The 19,290-nt window shown below is 74.5% G+C and carries 14 protein-coding genes; 10 read left to right on the top strand and 4 right to left on the bottom strand.

Translation table 11 applies throughout. The annotated features are described in order from the left end of the window. The first annotated feature begins 58 nt into the window (after positions 1-58). Genes MF672_RS41510 through MF672_RS41495 form a run of 4 tightly spaced genes read left to right on the top strand, consistent with a single transcriptional unit; the run spans position 59 to position 5,162 of the window. Positions 59-1,411, top strand: a complete 1,353-nt coding sequence (locus MF672_RS41510) for an extracellular solute-binding protein (RefSeq protein ID WP_242383554.1) — start codon at positions 59-61, stop codon at positions 1,409-1,411. After that, positions 1,408-2,334, top strand: a complete 927-nt coding sequence (locus tag MF672_RS41505) for a carbohydrate ABC transporter permease (RefSeq protein WP_242383555.1) — start codon at positions 1,408-1,410, stop codon at positions 2,332-2,334. The genes MF672_RS41510 and MF672_RS41505 overlap by 4 nt, the downstream gene beginning before the upstream one ends. A gap of 1 nt (position 2,335) precedes the next feature. Beyond that, positions 2,336-3,226, top strand: a complete 891-nt coding sequence (locus tag MF672_RS41500) for a carbohydrate ABC transporter permease (RefSeq protein ID WP_242383556.1) — start codon at positions 2,336-2,338, stop codon at positions 3,224-3,226. Between the two features lies 1 nt (position 3,227). Then, positions 3,228-5,162, top strand: coding sequence for an erythromycin esterase family protein (locus MF672_RS41495; RefSeq protein WP_247815689.1), 1,935 nt, complete (start codon positions 3,228-3,230; stop codon positions 5,160-5,162). A 17-nt stretch (positions 5,163-5,179) separates the two neighbouring features. Here the strand turns inward: MF672_RS41495 and MF672_RS41490 are convergent, their stop codons facing one another. Then, positions 5,180-7,042 (bottom strand): ABC transporter ATP-binding protein, encoded by a 1,863-nt coding sequence (locus MF672_RS41490; protein ID WP_247815688.1) that lies wholly within the window; start codon positions 7,040-7,042, stop codon positions 5,180-5,182. 139 nt (positions 7,043-7,181) lie between these two features. Between MF672_RS41490 and MF672_RS41485 the strand changes: the two genes are divergently transcribed. Then, the gene (locus MF672_RS41485; RefSeq protein ID WP_242376566.1) at positions 7,182-7,700 is read left to right on the top strand and encodes a snapalysin family zinc-dependent metalloprotease; all 519 of its coding nucleotides are present in this window, start codon (positions 7,182-7,184) and stop codon (positions 7,698-7,700) included. A 19-nt stretch (positions 7,701-7,719) separates the two neighbouring features. Here MF672_RS41485 and MF672_RS41480 read toward each other — a convergent pair whose 3' ends face one another. Then, on the bottom strand, positions 7,720-10,167 hold the full coding sequence (locus tag MF672_RS41480) for a glycoside hydrolase family 3 N-terminal domain-containing protein (protein ID WP_242376565.1): 2,448 nt from the start codon (positions 10,165-10,167) through the stop codon (positions 7,720-7,722). Positions 10,168-10,465: 298 nt separating this feature from the next. Between MF672_RS41480 and MF672_RS41475 the strand changes: the two genes are divergently transcribed. Genes MF672_RS41475 through MF672_RS41465 form a run of 3 tightly spaced genes read left to right on the top strand, consistent with a single transcriptional unit; the run spans position 10,466 to position 14,645 of the window. Beyond that, positions 10,466-13,042, top strand: a complete 2,577-nt coding sequence (locus tag MF672_RS41475) for a polysaccharide lyase family 8 super-sandwich domain-containing protein (RefSeq protein WP_242376564.1) — start codon at positions 10,466-10,468, stop codon at positions 13,040-13,042. 38 nt (positions 13,043-13,080) lie between these two features. After that, entirely contained in the window at positions 13,081-13,242 is a 162-nt protein-coding gene (locus MF672_RS41470; RefSeq protein WP_242376563.1) for a hypothetical protein, read from the top strand. Between the two features lie 11 nt (positions 13,243-13,253). After that, a complete protein-coding gene (locus MF672_RS41465; RefSeq protein ID WP_242376562.1) occupies positions 13,254-14,645 on the top strand; it encodes a glycosyltransferase family 2 protein in 1,392 nt (463 codons plus the stop codon). Between the two features lie 13 nt (positions 14,646-14,658). Here the strand turns inward: MF672_RS41465 and MF672_RS41460 are convergent, their stop codons facing one another. Continuing rightward, positions 14,659-15,249, bottom strand: a complete 591-nt coding sequence (locus MF672_RS41460; protein WP_242376561.1) for a TetR/AcrR family transcriptional regulator — start codon at positions 15,247-15,249, stop codon at positions 14,659-14,661. A gap of 84 nt (positions 15,250-15,333) precedes the next feature. On the opposite strand from MF672_RS41460, the gene MF672_RS41455 reads away from it, so the two are divergent. Continuing rightward, positions 15,334-16,329 carry a saccharopine dehydrogenase NADP-binding domain-containing protein gene (locus MF672_RS41455; RefSeq protein WP_247815687.1) on the top strand — a complete coding sequence of 332 codons (996 nt, stop codon included), beginning with the start codon at positions 15,334-15,336 and terminating at the stop codon, positions 16,327-16,329. Between the two features lie 41 nt (positions 16,330-16,370). After that, positions 16,371-17,237 (top strand): NAD(P)H-binding protein, encoded by an 867-nt coding sequence (locus MF672_RS41450; RefSeq protein WP_242376559.1) that lies wholly within the window; start codon positions 16,371-16,373, stop codon positions 17,235-17,237. On the opposite strand, the gene MF672_RS41445 is transcribed toward MF672_RS41450, so the two are convergent. Next, positions 17,210-19,267, bottom strand: a complete 2,058-nt coding sequence (locus MF672_RS41445) for a M14 family zinc carboxypeptidase (protein ID WP_242376558.1) — start codon at positions 19,265-19,267, stop codon at positions 17,210-17,212. The genes MF672_RS41450 and MF672_RS41445 overlap by 28 nt on opposite strands. Between the last annotated feature and the right edge of the window lie 23 nt (positions 19,268-19,290).

The raw sequence follows: 19,290 nt of genomic DNA, 5'->3' as shown, positions 1-19,290 counted from the left end.
ACCCCTAGTTCAACGAGCCGCGCGCCCAACCCCCCGGCGTTCGAGTACGGAGATCAGCGTGGAGATCAGGACAACCTCTCGCCGCACGTTCCTCAGCCTCTCCATGGGCCTGCCCCTGGGAGCCGCCCTGGCCGCCTGCGGCAGTTCCGGGCCCACCAGACCCGGCACCGCGGCCAGCAGCGGCGGCGGCGGGGGCGGCACCAGCGCGACCTACTGGTACCTGTCCACGCAGCCGCAGGAGGGCGTGCGTACCAGGACCATGGAGCGCTTCAACAAGGCCAACCCCAACGGCACCATCAAGGGGACGACCTTCCAGAACGACGCCTTCAAGACGAAGATCAAGACGGCCATCGGCGCCGGCCAGGCGCCCACGCTCATCTGGGGCTGGGGCGGCGGCACGCTGCGCAGCTACGTGCAGGCGGGGCAGGTCGACGACCTCACTCCCTTCTTCGAGCAGAACCAGGCGCTGAAGGACCGGCTGTTCCCGTCCTCGTTCGGCGCGGCCACGATCGACGGCAAGATCTACGCGATGCCGTGCGAGACGATGCAGCCGATCGTCCTCTACTACGACAAGCGCGCGTTCGAGAAGATCGGCGCGCAGCCGCCCCAGACGTGGGGCGACATCATGGACCTGGTGCCGAAGTTCAACGCCAAGGGCATCGCGCCGTTCTCGCTCGGCGGCCAGTCGCGCTGGACGAACATGATGTGGCTGGAGTTCCTGTTCGACCGCATCGGCGGCCCCGAGGTCTTCCAGGCCGTCTTCGACGGCGAGAAGGACGCCTGGTCCAACCCGGCCGCCCTCGACGCGCTCGGCAAGATGCAGGAGCTGATCAAGGCCGGCGGCTTCATCAAGGGCTTCTCCTCCATCACCGCCGACTCCAACGCCGACCAGGCGCTGCTCTACACGGGCAAGGCCGCCATGATGCTGCACGGCGGCTGGACGTACGGCAGCATGAAGACCGACGGCGGCGACTTCGTCCCCGGCGGCCACCTCGGCTACATGAACTTCCCGCCGGTCGACGGCGGCAAGGGCGACCCCGGCAACACCGTCGGCAACCCCGGCCAGTACATGTCGATCTCCTCCAAGGCCACGCCGGAGCAGAAGGAGATCGCCAAGAAGTTCTTCGCCACCGAGCTGATGAGCGACGCCTCGGTCAAGGAGTGGGTCGGCACCGGCGCGGTGCCGATCGTCAAGGGCGCCGACGCGGCCTTCGCCTCCTCCCCCGACCGCGACTTCCTCAACTTCGTCTACGGCATCGCCGTCAACGCCAAGACCTTCGCCCAGTCCTGGGACCAGGCGCTCAGCCCGACGGCGGCCGAGGTCCTGCTGGACAACATCGCCAAGCTGTTCCAGCTGTCGATCTCGCCGCAGCAGTTCGTGACGAACATGAACGCGGTCATCGGCAAGTGAGCGTCGTCCCCATTCCGGCCCGGCGGGACACCTCCCCGGCCGCCGCGCAGGGCGGCCGGGGGGCCGGGCTCTCCTGGCTTGCGGTGCCCGCCCTGGTGTTCTTCGTCGGCTTCGGCGTGATCCCGCTGGTCGGGGTGCTGCTGCTCAGCTTCTCGTCCTGGGACGGGCTCGGCGACATCAACTTCGCCGGTCTCGAGAGCTGGCGGGCCGTGCTCAGCGACCCGGGGCTGCCGCACGCGCTGTGGGTGACGTTCCTCGTCATGGCGCTGTCGTGGCTGGTGCAGACGCCGGCCAGCATCCTCATCGGCGTGTTCCTGGCCGGGCACCAGCGCTACCGGGCGGTGCTCGCGGTGCTGTACTTCATCCCGCTGCTGCTCAGCTCGGCGGCCATCGCGATCACGTACAAGGCGCTGCTGGACCCGAACTTCGGGCTCGGCGCCGGGCTGCAGATCCCCTTCCTCGTGCAGGACTGGCTGGGCGAGCCCGTCCTGGCGATGGGCGTGGTGATCTTCGTGGTGTCGTGGCAGTACATCCCGTTCCACTCGCTGATCTACCAGGGCGGCGTGCGGCAGATCCCCCGCTCCATGTACGAGGCGGCGGAGATCGACGGCGCGGGCCGCATGCGCAAGTTCTTCAGCATCACGCTGCCGCAGCTCAAGTACACGATCATCACGTCCTCGACGCTCATGGTCGTCGGCTCGCTGACGTTCTTCGACCTGATCTTCGTGCTGACCGCGGGCGGCCCCGGCGACGCCACCCGGGTGCTCGCGCTCGACATGTACAAGCGCGGCTTCCAGGCCAACCTCATGGGGCCGGCCAGCGCGATCGCCTGCATCCTCGTCCTGGTGGGCCTGCTCATGGCGCTGCTGCTGCGCCGCCTGGGCGGCCGGGACGCCAGCGCCAGCCAGATGGAAGGGGCCTGACATGGCGACGACGCTGACCAAGGAGCAGGCGCGCACCACGGCCAGACACGCCGGCCCGCGCAGGCGCAGCGCCGGCGAGCGGCCCAACTGGCTCGGCGGCGCGGTCGGCTGGCTCTGGCTGGTGATCGTGATCGTGCCGATCTACTGGATCGTCATCACGAGCTTCAAGTCGCAGAGCACCTACTACGCCGAGAACCCGCTGGTGCCGCCGGCCGACCCGACGCTGGCCAACTACAAGATGGTCATCGAGGCCAACTTCATCCGCTACTTCCTCAACAGCCTGGTGGTGGCGGTCGGGGCGGTGGCGCCGGCGGTCGCGGTGTCGTTCATGGCGGCGTACGCCATCGTGCGCGGCAGCAGGGGCCGCTTCCTGCGCTGGACGAACTCGTTGTTCCTCATGGGGCTGGCCATCCCGCTCCAGGCCACGGTCATCCCGATCTACCTGATCATCATCAGGCTGCACCTGTACGACACGCTGCTGGCGCTGATCCTGCCGTCGATCGCGTTCGCGATCCCGCTGTCGGTGCTGGTGCTGTCGAACTTCATCAGGGACGTCCCGAAGGAGCTGTTCGAGTCGATGCGGCTGGACGGCGCCACCGAGTGGGGCACGCTGTGGCACCTGGCGCTGCCGCTCACCCGGCCGGCCGTGGTGACGGTGACGATCTACAACGCGCTGCAGATCTGGAACGGCTTCCTGCTGCCGCTGATCCTCACGCAGAGCCCCGACCAGCGCACGCTGCCGCTGGCGCTCTGGAGCTTCCAGGGGCAGTACAGCATCAACGTGCCCGCCGTCCTCGCCTCGGTCGTGCTGACCACGCTGCCGATCCTCGTCCTGTACGTGCTGGGCCGCCGCCAGCTCCTCGCCGGGCTGACCGCCGGCTTCGGCAAGTAGCGTGCCCTCGGCGGAGGCCGCGGACCTCGACGGCGAGGTGTGCCGCTGGCTCGCCGGGCGGGCCGTCCCGCTCGGCGGGCTCGGGGCGGGCGGCGACCTGTCCCGCCTGGCCCCGCTGCGGGCCGCGCTGGACGGCGTCCGGCTGGTCGGGCTCGGCGAGGCCACGCACGGCAGCGCCGAGTTCTTCCTGCTGCGCCTGCGGCTGACCGAGTTCCTGGTCAAGGAGCTGGGCTTCACGACGCTGGCCGTCGAGGCCAGCGCGGCGGGGGCGCGGGCCGTGGACGACTACGTGCGCGCCGGGCGCGGCGACGCCCGGCGGGCGCTGGCCGGGCTGGGCTTCTGGACGCTCGACACGGCCGAGATGCTGGCCGTGGTCGAGTGGCTGCGCGAGCACAACCGCACCGCCGAGCGGCCCGTCCGCTTCGTCGGGATCGACCCGCAACACCCGGGCGCGGCGCTGCGGACGCTGCGGGCGTACCTGGGGGAGGCGGCGGACGAGCTCGTCGGGCCGCTGGACGTCCTGGCCCGGTCCCGGTGGGGGCGCGGCGAACCCCTGGACGCCGGGCTGGAGGACGCGGCGCGGCGCCTGGAGGAGCACCTCGCCGCCCACCTCCCGTCCCCCGGCGCCTCCCATGCCTCCGGCAACTCCGGCGCTTCCGGCTCTCCCGGCCCCTTCGGCGCTTCCGGCCCCTTCGGCGCTTCCGGCCCCTTCAGCGTCGGTGCGGCGGTCGAGGCCGCGCGCATCGTCCGGCAGGCGGCCGACCTGTCGAGCCGTCCCTTCCGGCACGCCGACCCCGAACTGACCCTGGGCGCGGCCCGCGACCGCCACATGGCCGAGAACGCCGGCCTGCTGCTGGCCGAGCCGGGGGCGAAGGTCGTCCTGTGGGCGCACAACGGCCACATCTCCAAGGGCCGCCACAGCGGGGCCGCCCGCACCGGGCACGGGGTCGCCGCGATGGGGCGGCATCTCGCGCGGGCGCACGGGGACGCGTACTACGCGCTCGGTGTCCTGTTCGGCGAGGGTGAGTTCCGCGCCCTGCCCATGCGCCGCCCCGGCGCGTCCCGCCGCGGCAGGACCGGCCCACTGGCCGCCGTCACCCGCCTCTTCTCCCGCCTGACCCGCCTCACCACCGCCGACGAAAGCGGCAAGCTCGGCCAAGCCCAGCCACCCGAGCAAGCCAAGGGAGGCGAGAGGGCCGAGCGACCCGCCCGCCCCGAACGACCCCAGCCAGCCGAACGACCGGAGCGACCCGAACGACCCGAGGGAGCCCAGCGCGCCGAGGAAGCCCAGCGGGCCGAGCAGGCCGAGCAGGCCGAGCAGGCCGAGCAGGCCGAGCAGGCCGAGCAGGCCGAGCAGGCCGAGCAGGCCGAGCAGGCCGAGCAGGCCGAGCAGGCCGAGCAGGCCGAGCAGGCCGAGCAGGCCGAGCAGGCTGGGCAGGCCGAAGGGGCGGCCGGGCAGGCTGGGCAGGCCGAGGGGGCGGCCGGGCAGGCTGAGGGGGCCGAGGGGGCGGCCGGGCAGGCTGAGGGGGCCGAGGGGGCGGCCGGGCAGGCTGAGGGGGCCGAGGGGGCGGCCGGGCAGGCCGGGCCATCCGGGTGGGCCGGGCGTGGGTCGGGTGACGACGTTGGCGTGCCGGGGAGCTGGGGGGCGCGGGTGGAGCGGTTTCGGGTGCCGTTCGCGCGGACGGCGCTCTGCGTGGAGGCGCGGCTGGCGGCCGCCTGTCCCGAGGACCACGTGGTGGACCTGCGAAGCGGTGAGCGCCCGGCGGCGGTGGCCGCGTGGCTGGGGGCCACCGGGCACGTCCGCGCGTTCGGCGCGACGGCCGGGCGGCTGACCGCGCGGTTCGCGTTCATGCCGTCGGTGCCGGGCGAGGACTTCGACGGGCTCGCCTTCGTCCGCACCTCGACCGCCTCCACTCCCCTGCCCCCGCTGCCGTGACGGCGCGGAGCGGGGCGTCACCGGTAGGCGCTGGCCTGGAGGGTGTAGAGCTCGGCGTACAGGCCGCCCAGCGCGAGCAGCGTCTCGTGGTCGCCCTGCTCGACGACCTTGCCGTGCTCGAGGACGTAGATGCGGTCGGCGTGCCGGACGCTGGCCAGGCGGTGGGTGATGAGCAGGACGGTGCGGCCGTCGGCGTGGGTGCGGATGCGTTCGAACAGGGCGTGCTCGGCACGGGCGTCGAGGGCGGCGGTGGGCTCGTCGCAGATGAGCAGGTCGGCGTCGCGGTGGAAGCCGCGGGCGACGGCGATGCGCTGCCACTGGCCGCCGGACAGCTCCTGGCCGTCCTTGAAGCGGCGGTCGAGCAGGGTGCGGTAGCCGTGCGGCAGGCCCTCGACGACCTCGTCGGCGCCGGCGACGGCGGCGGCCGAGAGCAGGGCGGGCTCGCCCTTGTCGGTGCCCATGGTGATGTTGTAGCGGGCGGTGAGCGGCCAGCGGGTGTGGTCCTGGGCGATGACGGCGGTGCGCAGGCGCAGGTCGTCGGGGCTGACCTGGCGCAGGTCGGTGTCGTCCCAGCGGACCGTTCCGGTGTCCGGTTCGTACAGGCCGGCGAGGATCTTCGACAGGGTGGTCTTGCCGGAGCCGTTCTCGCCGACGAACGCCACGATCTCGCCCCGCTTGATCTCGACGGAAACCTCGCGTAAGGCGGGCTGCTCCGCCCCCGGGTAGGTGAAGGTCAGGCTCTCGGCGGTGATGCGGTCGAAGCCCTCGGGGGCGGGCAGCGGGCGCGGCGGCACCAGGCGGCGCTCGGCGTCGGCGCAGAACCGCAGGAAGTCGGTGAAGTAGAGCCCCTGCTCGTACAGGCCGTTGGTGGTGTACATGAGGCTGGACAGCGAGCTCTGGCTGGAGCGGATGGCGAGGACGGCGGTGCCGGCCACGGCGAGCGGGATCGCGCCGAACGCCAGCAGCAGGCCGAGCGCGACGTAGACGACGGCGCTGCCGAGGCCGCTGAGGGCGTTGCCGACGAGCCGGGTGAGTGTCTGCCGCCTGACCAGCTTGAGCATCTCCTCCTGCTCGGCCCGCGCCACCGCGTCGTAGACGCGCAGCAGGAAGTGCCGCATGGTGAACGCGCGGACCTCGGCGGCGGGCCCGCGGTCGGCGAGGAGCTTGCTGATGATCCACTTGCGGCGGCGGGCCGGGCCGAGCCCGAACATGGTCGAGTAGCGCTGGCGGGCGCTGCGCACCGCGGCCCAGGCGTCGGGCAGCACGGCCAGCAGGAGCAGCGGCAGCAGCAGGGGGTGCAGCAGGCCGAGCACGCCGGCCGCCGCGGCGAGGCCGACGAGCGAGGTGACCACGTCGACGGCCGCCGACACGACCGAGCCGGCGATGCTCGCGCCCCGGCCTTCGGCGCGTTCGAGGGCGTCGTGGAAGTCGGGGTCGTCGAAGGCGACCAGCTCGACCCGGCTGGTCAGGCTGTAGAGCCGCTGCTCGGCGGCGCGCTGGATCTGGGGGCTCAGCCGGGCCTCGGCCCACCCGGCGCCCGCCTGCAGCAGGGTGCGCACCACCGCGGCGGCGCCGACCAGGAGCAGGCTGGGCAGCGCGGCCAGCACCCGGCCGGGGGTCGGCCCCTCGCTGAACAGGGCGGTGAGCACGCCGGTGGTGGCCAGCAGCCCGAACGCGGTGACGATGCCGCCGAGCAGGCTGAGCGAGACCGTGGTCACGGTGTCGCGCGGGCTCGCCGTCCAGGCCATGCGGAGTGCCTGCGCGATGAGGGAGGGCAGCCGCCTGGCGATGGTCAGGAAGCCGACCCCGGCCATGGTGTCACGGTGGATGTAGTAGTCGGAGGGCGCGATCTCGCCGAGTTCGAGGGGCTCATCGGGCATGAGGGAAGCATGCCCGCGGCGACCGACAATCCCGCGCCGGGTCAGGGTCATAACACCGTGATAGGGGCAATCTGCCAGGGTCCCGGACGGCGGAGGCGCGCATACCGTGACAGCCACCCCTCACCCCCGGAGGAGCCTCATGTCAAGAACTCTGCGTCTCGCGCTGTCCCTCCTGCTCGGGCTGGCTCTGCTCCTGGTCACCTCGCCGGCCCGGGCGGCGGCCACGGTGCTGCGCTACGACGCGAGCCGGGCGGCCGAGTTCGTCTCCGCCGTGAACCAGGCCGCCCAGATCTGGAACGCCGGCGTGGCGAACGTCCGGCTCGTGGCCGGCACGCCGGCGAACTTCGTCGTCGTCGCCGACAACGGCTGGCCCCGCGCCCTGCCCACGAGCCTCGGCCGCGGCACGGTCTGGATGGGCCGCCAGGCCACCTCCCAGGGCTACGACCCGGTCCGCGTCGCCGCGCACGAGATCGGGCACATCCTGGGCCTGCCGGACCGGCGCACCGGCCTGTGCGCCGACCTCATGTCGGGCTCCAGCGCGCCGGTGAGCTGCACGAACGCCTACCCGAGCGCCGCCGAGCGGGCCGCGGTGGACCGCAACTTCGCCGGGACGGCGACGCCGCAGGTGGAGTTCGACCGGCTGCACGTGGACCGCTGAGCGCCGGTCACCGGCGCGCTCATCCGCACCGGTAGCCGGAGGGCAGGGACGTGTCGCCGGCCGGGCGGCTGCCCTGGAAGCCGAAGGACGTGCTCGCGCCCGGCCCCAGCGACCCGTTGTGGGCGGCGTTCCTGGCGGTGACGGTCTGCCCGCTCACCGTCAGGGAGGCGTTCCACGAGCCGGTGATCTGGTGCCCGGAGGGGAGCGTGAAGGTGACGCCCCAGCCGCTCAGCGCGGTCGTGCCGGTGTTGGTGACGGTGAGCTGCACGACGTAGCCGGTGCTCCACTGGCTCTGCACGGTCGCGGTGACCGAGCAGCCGCCCGTCCCCCCGTCGGGACGGGTGGTCACGGTGACCGTGCCGGAGCGGGGCGAGCGGTTGCCGGCCGCGTCCCTGGCGTACACGGCGAAGGTGTAGGAGGTGCCGGCGCTCAGGCCGCTCACCGTGGCGGCGGCGGTCGCGGACGTGGCCGCCGCGCTCTCGCCCGTGCCGGTCACCCGGACCACGTCGTAGCCGGTCACCCCCACGTCGTCGGTGGCGGCGGCCCAGGTCAGCCGGACCGAGGAGGACGTGACGTCGGCGGCCGACGGCGTGCCGGGCGCGGTCGGCGGGGTGGTGTCGCCGGACGGGCCGTCGTAGGTCAGCCCGAAGCCGAGCGGGAACAGCGGCGTCTTGCCGTCGCCGTCGTTGATCGGCTGCTGGGAGGCGCTGCTCATCCACGTCACGGGCAGCTTCCCGCTGGGCTTGACGGCGCCGAACAGCACGTCGGCCACCCCCTGCCCCTCGGTGCCCGGCAGCCAGGCCGCCACCAGCGCGTTCCAGCCGGGGAGCTGGGCGGCGATGTCCAGCGGCCGGCCGCTGACCAGCACGACCACCACCGGGACGCCCGCCGCCCGCAGGGTGGACAGGGTGGCGAGGTCGGTGGCGTCCAGGCCCATCGCGCCGGGCCGGTCGCCCTCGCCCTCCGCGTACGGGGTCTCGCCCACGACGGCGATCGCCGCCTTGTAGGAGCCGTCCACGCCGCTGCCGTCGCGGCTGTAGGTGACGGTGGTGCCGGAGCCGGCGGCGTTCCTGATGCCCTGGAGGATGGTGGTGCCGGGGGTGATCGCGCCGGCCGAGCCCTGCCAGGAGATCGTCCAGCCGCCGCTCTGCAGGCCGATGTCGTCGGCGCTCCGCCCGGCCACGAAGATCTTGCCGCCGGGCGCGAGCGGCAGGACGCCGCTGTTCTTCAGCACCACCTGCGACTTCGCGACGGCCTCGCGGGCCAGCGCGCGGTGCGCGGAGCCGCCGACGGTGGAGGTGTAGGACCGGTCGGTGAGCGGCTTCTCGAACAGGCCGAGCTCGAACTTCTTGGTCAGCACGCGGCGGACCGCGTCGTCGACCCTGGCCTGGCTGACCCGCCCGGCCTGGACCTCGGCCCGCAGCAGGTCGATGAACTGCCGCCAGGAGGTGGGGGCCATGACCATGTCGATGCCGGCGTTGACGGCGGTGCGCACGTCGGCGGCGGAGGTGCCGGCCGCGCCGTCGATCTGGTCGATGCCGTTCCAGTCGGAGACGACGAAGCCGGTGAAGCCCAGCTCGCCCTTGAGCACGGTGGTGATGAGGTACTGGTGGCCGTGCAGCTTGCTGCCGTTCCAGCTGCTGAAGGAGATCATCACCGAGCCGACGCCGCGCTCGACGGCGGCGCGGAACGGCGGCAGGTGGATCGCCCGCAGGTCGGCCTCGGAGAGCTGGGTGTCGCCCTGGTCGACGCCGCCCGTGGTGCCGCCGTCGCCGACGTAGTGCTTGGCGGTGGCGAGCACGGAGGCGGGGCCGTTCAGCGCCGTGCCCTGGAGGCCGGTGATGATCGTCGCCATCGAGGAGGGCAGGTCGGGAGTCTCGCCGAAGGACTCGTAGGTGCGGCCCCACCGGTCGTTGCGCGCCACGCACAGGCAGGGCGCGAAGTCCCAGTCGACGCCGGTGCCGGAGATCTCCTCGGCCACCGCCCGCCCGACGCGCTGGGCGAGCGCGGGGTCGCGGGTGGCGCCGAGGCCGATGTTGTGCGGGAAGATCGTGGCGCCGTACACGTTGTTGTGGCCGTGAACGGCGTCGGCGCCATACAGGATGGGGATGCCGAGCGGGGTGGCCAGGGCGGCGTTCTGGAACCTGTCGTACATGTCGGCCCAGGAAGCGGCCGTGTTGGGGGAGGGCGCGGAGCCGCCGCCCGAGAGCACCGAGCCGAGCCGGTAGGAGGTGACGTCGGCGGTGCTCACCGAGCCGCGTTCGGCCTGGGTCATCTGGCCGAGCTTGTCGTCCAGCGACATGCGGGACATCAGGTCGGCCACCCGGGTCGCCACCGGCAGGGCCGGGTCCTGGTACGGCAGGACCGCCGCCGCGAAGCCGTCCCGCGTGCCCGGCACGCCCAGCACCGCGAGCACGAGCAGCGTCACCGCCGCCCGTGCCGCCCACTTCACGCTCGTGCTTCTCATGGCCCTCCACCCCTGGCGACGTCGTCTTGGGAGCGCTCCCAAGCGCGACTGTAGGTGACTCGCCCCGCGCCGCCCACCCGGCGGGCCCGTCCCGGCGGCGCGACCAGCGCGGACGACGCGGATCGGGTGAAAGTTTCAGCCGCGCTGCCCCCGGACCGGATCACCCGATCCCGGCCGCCGTCCCCGATGGCGGTCAGGTCACCCCGGCCTGTCAATTGCGCGCATTTATCGGTCAGAACTCGGCCAATGCCGTGCACGTCTGATCCGTGACCTGGGCGAACGCCACGTACTGTCCCGGATGTCCGCAGTGCATCGACACGGGGAGTTCGCCATGCGGGTGGAGTGGACGCGCCGCGCCCTCCTGCGCGCGGGCGGCGGGGCCGCCTTGCTCGCCGGCCTCGTGCCGCCCCGCGCGGCCCTCGCGTCCGATTCCCCGGCCCCCGCCGCCGACCCGTTTCCGGCGCTGCGGGACCGGTGGCGGACGCTGCTGCTCGGCGAGGGCGTCACGCCCGGACGGGAGCCGTACCGGAGCCGGCTGCGCGCGCTCGGCGACCGGGCGGCCGGCCACCTCGCCCGCATGGCCGGGACGCCCGGCTCGCTCTGGCCCGACCTCGCCTACGGCGGCCGCGACGACGAGCCCGGCCTGCGGTCGGGGCGGGTCAACGAGAGCTTCCAGCGGCTGCGCGTGCTGGCCGAGGCGTACGCGCAGCCCGGCACCGGCGGCACCGGCGACCCCGCGCTGGCCCGGGCGGTCGTCTCCGGCCTGGACCACCTGCTGGCCGACGTCTACCGGCCGGGCGCGACCCCCTTCGGCAACTGGTGGCACTGGCAGATCGGCGGCCCGCGCGCGCTGCTGGAGGCCGCCGTGCTGGTCGGCCCCCACCTGCCCGCCGAGCGGACGGCCGCCTGCTGCGCCGCCGTGGACGCGTTCGTGCCGCGCTCGGCCGTCGCCCGCTACGAGGGCAACAGCACCGGCGCGAACCGGGTGGACCTGTGCCGCGTGCTCGTGCTGCGCGGCGTGCTCGGCGGCGACCCCGAGCCGATCGCGCTGGCCCGGGCCGCGCTGGCCCCCGCCTGCGCCACGGTGACCGAGGGCGACGGCTTCCACGCCGACGGCTCGTTCCTCCAGCACGGCTGCGTCCCCTACACCGGCGGGTACGGCGCGGTGCTGCTCGACGGCATGGCCACGCTCGCGGCGCTGCTGCGCGGCTCGCCATGGGAGCTGACCGGCGACCCGGGGCTGGAAACGCTGCTCGGCCTGGTCGAGCGGGGCGTCGCGCCGTTCGTGCACGACGGCCTGCTGATGGACTGCGTGACCGGGCGCGGCGTCAGCCGCGCCGGCCAGGACGACCACACCAGGGCCCACGCGCTGCTCGCCTCGATCGTGTTGCTCGGCCGAACGGCCGGCGCGGAGCGCGAGGCGCGCTGGCGGGCCATGGTCAAGGGCTGGCTGGAACGCGGCCGGCACCGGCCGGTGCGCGACGACCAGGGGCTCGGCGTGGCCCGCACCGCGCTGCTGCTCGACGCCGCCGCCCACCCCGGCGCCGCCGCCCCCGAGCCGGCCGGGCACCGCCTCTTCCCCGCCATGGACCGGGCCGTGCACCGGCGGCCGGGCTGGACGGCCGCGCTCAGCATGGCCTCGCGCCGGGTGGCGCACTACGAGTACGGCAACGGGGAGAACGCGCGCGGCTGGCACACCGGGTCGGGCTGGCTGGCCTGGTGGGGCGACGGGTTCGGCGGGGAGCAGTACGCCGACGCCTTCTGGCCGACGGCGGACCCGTACCGGCTGCCGGGGACGACGGTCTCCACGCGGCGGCTGGCCGACGGCGAGGGCGGCGCGTGGGCGCGGCCCCGGCCCGCGGCGGACTGGGTGGGCGGGGTCACCGACGGCGAGTTCGCCGCCGTGGGGCAGGACCTGCGCGGCCTGGCCAGCACGCTGGCGGCCAGGAAGGCGTGGTTCTTCCTCGACGACGGGGTGGTGTGCCTGGGGGCGGGCATCGGCTGCGCCGACGGGGCCGCCGTGGTGACGACCGTGGAGCACCGCAACCTGGGGGCGGCCGGCTCCGCCGAGGTGCGGGTGGACGGCGAGCGCGTCCCGGGCGAGCGGGCCCGCCGGGCCGCGCGCTGGGCGCACGCCGAGTGGGCCGCCGCGACGTCCGGGCGCGCCGGGTACGTCTTCCCCGCCGGGGCCGAGCTGCACGTGCTGCACGAGGAGCGAGAGGGCTCCTGGCGGGACGTCAACGCCGGCGGCTCCCCCGCTCCGCTGGCCCGCCGCTACCTGACGCTGTGGCTCGACCACGGGACGGACCCGGCGCGGGCCGGTTACGCGTACGTGCTGCTCCCCGGGGCGAGCGCGGCCGCCACGCGGGCCCGCGCGGAGGACGCCGGCCGGGTGGAGATCGCGGCCAACGGCCCGGCGGTGCAGGCGGTGCGGGCGGCGGCGCTCGGGCTGACCGCCGCCGTCTTCTGGACGGCCGGCCGCCTCCCCGCCCGCGAACCGGCCGGAACCGGGCACGGCGGTGCCGGGCTCGACGGTGCCGGGCTCGACGGTGCCGGGCTCGACGGTGCCGGGCTCGACGGTGCCGATCCGGGTGACGACGGCGGTGTGGCCGCCGGTGGGGGCGGGCTCGTGGCGAGCGGGCCGGCGGCGGTGCTCGTGCGCGAGCGCCGCGACGGCACCGCCGTCGTCTGCGTCGCCGACCCGCCCCGCGCCGCCGCCTCGCTCACCCTCACCTGGGAACGCCCGGTCCGGGCGGTGCTGTCCGCGTCCCCGGCCGTGACCCGCGCGGAGACCGGCTCCGCTCTGCTCCTGACCTTCGGCGACCTGCGGGGCGCGGCCGGCGCCACGCAACGGGCCGTGGTCGCCCTGTCCTGATCACCACCACTTCCCATCATCATCGCGAAGGATGTGTCATGGCATACGGATCACTTGTCGGCTACGGGGGCGGGGTCGCGCTGGCCGCCCTGGCGGGCGGCCATCTCTGGCTGGTCGGGCTCTGCGCGTCCGTCGTGCTGGCCGCGGCGCTGCTCATCCGCGCCCGGTTCCGGCGCGGGCGCGGCCCGATGAGCCGATGAGGGGGCCCGGCATGCCGACCGCCCGTTACGCGAACCACCGCAAGCTGCTGCTTCTCGGCGCCCTGCCCATCGCCGGGTTCGCCGCCTGGGGCCTCGCCCACCTGGCCGCGCTCGCGGGCGCGATCGAGGGCCATCCGTACGACATGTCGGCCGCCTGGATGGCCTCGTTCCTGCTGCTGTGGTGGGTGCCGCTGGCCTGGTTCGAACGGCCGATCCGGGCGCCGCGCGAACGCCGCGCCGAGCTGGACGCCCTGACCGTGACCGTCCAGATCCCCGTCTACAACGAGGACCCCGAGGCGCTGCGCGCGTGCCTGCGCTCGGTGCTGGCGCAGAGCCGCCCGGTCGACCGGGTCCGGGTGGTGAACGACGGCTCGGCCGACAAGGCGACCGGCGCCCCCATCCACTACGACGACGTGCGCCGCGAGTTCGAGGCGGCGGCCGCCCGGCTCGGCGTCGAGACCACCTGGGACCGCACCGAGAACCGGGGCAAGCGCTTCGCCCAGATGCACGTGCTGGCCCACGACGACGCCGACATCTTCATGACCCTCGACAGCGACTCCGTGCTCGATCGGCACGCGGTCCGCGAGGGGCTGCAGCCGTTCGCCGACCCGCGGGTGCAGTCGGTGGCCGGGCACGTGCTCGTGCTCAACCGCACCGCGACCCTGCTGACCCGGCTGACCTGCGTGTTGTACCTGCCGTTCACGCGGGGGCTGCGGAGCGCCCAGTCGGTGCTGCGCCGGGTGACGATCAACTCCGGCACGCTCGCCTTCTACCGGGCGGCCGTGGTGCGGCGGTGCGCGGGGGCGTACGAGAACGAGCACTTCCGCGGCCGGCCGATGCAGATGAACGACGACTCGATGCTCACCTTCTACGCGCTGCTCGCCGGGGACACCGTGCACCAGCCGTCGTCGATGGTGTTCACGCTGGTGCCCGAGCGGTTCGGCCACTACGCCAACCAGCAGCTCCGCTGGATGCGCGGCACCACCGTCCGGCACCTGTGGTGGCTGCGGTACATGCCGCTGACCGGGGTGGTGTTCTGGGCGACCGTGGCCGAGTACCTGCACCTGCTGCTGGCCGTGGCGATCCCGGTGGTGCTGCTGGCCGACCCGGTGTGCCGGGGGCACCTGGGCGAGTTCTCGATGGCGGCGGGCCAGGTCGGGCTGGCCATGTGCTACCTGATGGCGTTGCGGCTGTTCACGGTGGAGCGCAGCGACGAGCCGCTGCGGGCGCGGCTGCTGATGTTCGCGCTGGCGCCGGTGGCGTCGTTGTGGCGGCTGGTGGTACTGCGGCCGTTGTACCTGTACGCGCTCGTGACGTGCTGGCGCATCAACCAGTGGGGCACCCGCGGCTCGGTGGAGGTGGCGCTGACGGCGACCGGCGCCGCCGAGCCCGCCCGGGTCTGAGCCGCCCGGGGGCTCAGGGGCGGAGGGCGGTCAGCAGCCGGTCGGCCTCGGCGGCGAGGCGGGGCAGCTCGGCCGCCGGGTCGGCCGAGCGGGCCAGCAGCATGCCGCCCTCGCACAGCGCCCCGAAGGCGAGCTGCGCGCGGAGGGGCACGGCGGCCGCCTCTCCCCCTCCCCCGGCGGCGGCCAGCTCGAACCCGGCGCGCAGGATCCGCAGCAGGTGCCCGTGCTCCAGCTCCCGCACCGTCTCCCAGCCCAGCACGGACGGCGCGTCGAGCAGCACGATCCGCCGGAACCCCGGGTCCAGGCAGTGCTCCAGGAAGGTGCGGGCGCCCCGGCGGACGGCCGCCCACGGGTCGGCCTCCTCCGCCGCCACCTGCTCCAGCCGGGCCGAGACCCCCGCCAGCTCCTCCTCGAACGCCGCCCGGAACAGCGGCGCCTTGCCGCCGAAGTGGTGGTAGGCGGCCCCCTTGGTGACCCCGGCGGCGGCGGCGACCGCGTCGATCGAGGTGGCGGCGTAGCCGTGGCGGCCGAACAGCTCCCGGGCGGCGCGGGTCAGCGCCGCCGTCGTCCCGTCCGACCGTTCTGCCTGGGTACGGCGGATCATCGTGCTCCCCATTGACTTACATACTCGCGGTACGTAACTTCGAGAACAGTTACGTACCGACAGTATGAAACATGGAGGCACATCGTGTCGCGACCCATCGCGGTCTACGGGGCGACCGGCCACACCGGCCGCCTGGCCGCCGCCGAGCTGCTGGCCCGGGGCCGGGAGGTCGTCCTCGCCGGACGGGACGAGCAGGCGCTGCACGCCCTGGCCGGCGAGCTGGGCGGCAAGACCCGCGTGCACCACGCCCCGCTCGACGACCCCGCCGCCTTACGCGCCCTGGCCGGGCAGGCCGGCGTGCTGATCCACTGCGCCGGGCCGTTCACCGATACCGGCCGGCCCGTCGCCCTGGCCGCCGCCGAGGCCGGCTGCCCGTACGTGGACCACGCGCTGGAGCAGCACCACACCAAGTGGATGGTGGACGAGCTGCCGGAGCCCGGCGTCCCCATGGTGACGGCCATGAGCTTCTACGGCGGGATGGGCGACCTGCTGGCCGGGGCCGTCGCCGCCGGCCTCGACGACATCGACCGGGTGGTCACCGCCTACGCGGTGAGCGGCTGGCGGCTGACCACGGGGGCCAGGAAGACCGCCGAGCTGCTGTTCGCCGACACCCGCCGCATCACCTTCGACGGCGGCGAGCAGCACGTCGGCTACGTCGAGCCGCGCAACGCCGTCTTCCCGTTCCCGCCGCCGCTCGGGCCGCGCACGATGATCGCGCCGGTGCCGTTCCCCGAGGTCGTGACCGTGCCCCGGCACGTCGCGGCGCGGCGGGTGGAGGCGCAGCTCACGGCGCACACGTTCGAGGAGGAGCAGGCGTTCGGCAGCGAGCACGTGGACGCCGCCACCCGGGCGGGCTCCGGCTTCACCGTCGCCTGCCAGGTGATCACGGCCGGCGGCGGGGGCGCGGCCGGGCGGCCGCCGCGACCTGGCGGCTCGCGCGCCCGGTGGCGCTGCCGTCCAGCGACGCCGCGCCACGGCCGACGGCCGCCAGCCGCCACGCCAGCGCGCGCCGCCGCCGCCGCGCTGGGCGTGGTGGCGCTGGGCAGGCGTTCCTGGCTGGTTGCGCCTCCAGCGACCTGAGCGTTTGGTCTGCCCACCACCCTGCCGGGAAAGGAGACCCGATGATCCTCGTCACCGGAGCCGCGGGCGGCCCGCAGGGCGGCACCGGCCGCCAGGTCGCGGAGCTGCTGCTGGAGCGCGGCGAGCAGGTGCGCGCCTTCGTCCGCGCCGACGACCACCGGGCGGCCGAGCTGCGCAAGCTCGGCGCGGAGGTGGTGGTGGGCGACCTGCGCGAGATCCGGTCCGTACGCCCGGCGCTGCGCGGCGTGCGCCGGGCGTACTTCACCTACCCGGTCACCGCCGGCCTGCTGGACGCCACGGCCGCCTTCGCCGCCGCGGCCCGCGAGGAGGGCGTCGAGCGGGTGGTGGAGGTATCGCAGCTCGACGCGCAGCCCGAGGCGGGCACGCCGCGCATGCGCCGCCACTGGCTGTCGGAGCAGGTCTTCGACTGGGCCGGGGTGGGCGCGGTGCACCTGCGCGCGGGCGTGTTCTTCGAGAACCTGGCCGTGGTCGCGGCCGCCTCGGGACACCGGGAGCTGGCGCTGCCGCTCGGCGGCCGCGACACGCTGCTCCCGCTGGTGGCCGCCGCCGACGTCGCGCGGGCCGGGGCCGGGCTGCTGCTGGAGCCCGGCCCCGTCGATCCGGTGGTGCCGCTGACCGGCCAGATGGCCACGATCGGCGAGGTGGCCGACGCGTTCGGCCTGCCGTACCGGGACGTGCCGCCCGGCGAGTGGGAGGCCGGGGCCGCGGACGTCTACCGCGACCCGTACGCGGTCGAGCACCTCACCCACCTGTGGGCGATCTTCCGCTTCATCGGCCCGGGCCACCACCCGCTCTACGAGGTCACCGGCGCCATCGAGCGCTTCGGCGGCCGGCCGCCGGTGACCCTCGCCGAGTTCGCTCAGGGCTTGCGGGAGTCGTCCCGGTAGTCGGCCGCGACGCCGATCAGCGAGATCAGCCCGGCGGCGAACTCCAGCGCCTCCTGGTGCCCCTCGCTGAACGGCGGCTGGAAGCCGACGCCCTCCCACGCGCCGGTCTGCGCGTTCCACAGGTCGGCGCCGACCTCGAAGTCCCAGCCGTAGACGCCGTGGTCGTACCACAGCTCGTCGGCGGAGTTGCCGGCCGCCGAGTAGAGCACGTCCGTGACCGGCCCGGTCTGCTGCGGCCAGACGACCGTGCCGCGCTCGGCGGCGATGGCCTGCTCGATCGTGCGGGCCGACTCCAGGAAGTACGCCTCCTGCTGGGCGGTCGGGCGCGGCAGGGTGACGCGGCCGTCCAGCTTGTACGCCCCGGGAGGCCACATGAAGTAGCCGCCGTAGCTGTGGATGTTCATCGCGAAGCGGATGTTGGAGTAGCGCTCGGCCAGCCACATGACGTTGCGGCTCTCCGGCTCGGAGTGCTCGGCGGGGCCGGCGTAGGTGCCGCTCTGGCAGTTGGCCGAGGCGCCGAAGTAGCCGTCGTGCAGCGAGCCGACGGCGTAGTTGCGGTTGACGTCCACGCCCCAGGTGTTGCGCAGCGCCGGGTCGGACTGGCTCGCCGGGCAGTGGTTGGTCATGTTCTTCCGCTGCCCGTTGAAGTCGTAGAAGCTGTAGTTCGCGCCGTCGGGGTTGACGGTCGGCACGATGAACACGTCGGTGCGCTCCAGCAGGCGGCGGGTGGCCGGGTCGCGGGCGTAGTTGCGCAGCAGCCGCTCGGCGGCCTCGACGGCGACCAGCGGCGCGACCCACTCGCGGGCGTGCTCCTGGGCGTAGGCGAGCACGCCGGTGCGCGAGCCGTCGCGGTGCGCGCCGACGCGCAGCGCCAGCACCTTGGCCGGGGCCCTGGAGACGCCGGCCGGGGCGCGCAGGAAGTCGCTGAGCTGGGTGAGCGGCACCGGCGCCACGACCCCGGCGCCGGGATCGGTGCGGTAGGGGGCGGCCCGCACGGGGATGCCGGGCGTGGCGTTGAGCGCGGCGACGACCTGCGCGGCGGTGCTGGTGACCGCGCCCGAGGCGTCGGTGGCCAGGCTCACGGTGATGATCTTGCCGTTGACGGTGACCTGGAGGGCGCGGCCGGGCGCGCCGGGGTCGGTCAGCTCGATCGCCAGGTCGTTGCCGCCCTCGGAGCCGTAGGCGTTGGAGGTGACGACGACGGCCGCGCCGGGCGGGGCGCCGAGCAGGGCCTGGGCCTGGCGGCGGTAGCCGTTCGTCTCGTACGGCAGCGTGATGATCTCGGTCAGCCGGGGGAAGGCCCGGTGCAGCGCCTTGACCCGGTCGTTGAGCTGGTCGGGCGGCATGTACTGGGTGACGAAGTCGCTCTGGTAACCCTTCGCCCGCCGGTCGGGCCGGTCGCCGTCCGGCCACTCGCGCACGCGCGCCTCGGCCTTGCCGCCGCCCGCCGAGGTCACGGTGATCCACTCGGGCCGGGCCGCGACGGGGACGGGCGCGCTGAACTGGTGGCCCAGGTAGGCGCCGGCGTCCACGTACGGCACCATGGCGGCCTGCCCGCCCGCGCCCTGCCTGCCGCGCCAGCTCACGGTGAGCGCGGCGGCGTCGGCGAGGCTGCTGGACGCCTCGACCGACAGGAAGTACCCGTCGCGGGATCTGAACCACACCGCCCGCTCGACGACGATCTGGTCCTGCGCGGTGGCGGGCGTCCTTGCGGCCCGCGCCCGCGGCGGCGTTTCGGGGGCGGGGGTGGCGCCGAGCGCGCGCAGCTCGGCCAGCTCGGTGGGGGTGACCACGGCGTCCACCTGGACGCTGCCGTCGGGCTGGGGGCGTACCCGGTGGGTGAGGTCGGCGCCGGAGCCGACGAGGCGCTCCATCGCGGCGCGGTCGGGGACGGACAGCGTGACCAGCGAGGCCGGCTCGGGATCGGCGGGCCCGGCGACGGCGGCCGGGGCCGGGGGCTGGGCGAGAGCGGTCAGGCCGGTGGCGAGGGCGAGGGTGAGTACGGTGGCGGACGCCCGTAAGCGACGCATCTGCTCCTCCTGGGGGTGCTGAG

Origin of the sequence: Actinomadura luzonensis, from assembly GCF_022664455.2 — a bacterium.
GTDB lineage: Bacteria > Actinomycetota > Actinomycetes > Streptosporangiales > Streptosporangiaceae > Nonomuraea > Nonomuraea luzonensis.
The sequence above is the reverse complement of the archived record's forward strand: the minus strand, read 5'-3'. Positions and strand labels throughout refer to the sequence as shown.

What these genes read in the sequence shown, in the direction of transcription:
- MF672_RS41500 (WP_242383556.1), top strand. Translation starts at nt 2,336, where the DNA reads ATGGCGACGACGCTGACCAAGGAGCAGGCGCGCACCACGGCCAGACAC.
- MF672_RS41490 (WP_247815688.1), bottom strand. Translation starts at nt 7,042, where the DNA reads ATGCCCGATGAGCCCCTCGAACTCGGCGAGATCGCGCCCTCCGACTAC.
- MF672_RS41485 (WP_242376566.1), top strand. Translation starts at nt 7,182, where the DNA reads ATGTCAAGAACTCTGCGTCTCGCGCTGTCCCTCCTGCTCGGGCTGGCT.
- MF672_RS41480 (WP_242376565.1), bottom strand. Translation starts at nt 10,167, where the DNA reads ATGAGAAGCACGAGCGTGAAGTGGGCGGCACGGGCGGCGGTGACGCTG.
- MF672_RS41475 (WP_242376564.1), top strand. Translation starts at nt 10,466, where the DNA reads ATGTCCGCAGTGCATCGACACGGGGAGTTCGCCATGCGGGTGGAGTGG.
- MF672_RS41470 (WP_242376563.1), top strand. Translation starts at nt 13,081, where the DNA reads ATGGCATACGGATCACTTGTCGGCTACGGGGGCGGGGTCGCGCTGGCC.
- MF672_RS41465 (WP_242376562.1), top strand. Translation starts at nt 13,254, where the DNA reads ATGCCGACCGCCCGTTACGCGAACCACCGCAAGCTGCTGCTTCTCGGC.
- MF672_RS41460 (WP_242376561.1), bottom strand. Translation starts at nt 15,249, where the DNA reads ATGATCCGCCGTACCCAGGCAGAACGGTCGGACGGGACGACGGCGGCG.
- MF672_RS41450 (WP_242376559.1), top strand. Translation starts at nt 16,371, where the DNA reads ATGATCCTCGTCACCGGAGCCGCGGGCGGCCCGCAGGGCGGCACCGGC.
- MF672_RS41445 (WP_242376558.1), bottom strand. Translation starts at nt 19,267, where the DNA reads ATGCGTCGCTTACGGGCGTCCGCCACCGTACTCACCCTCGCCCTCGCC.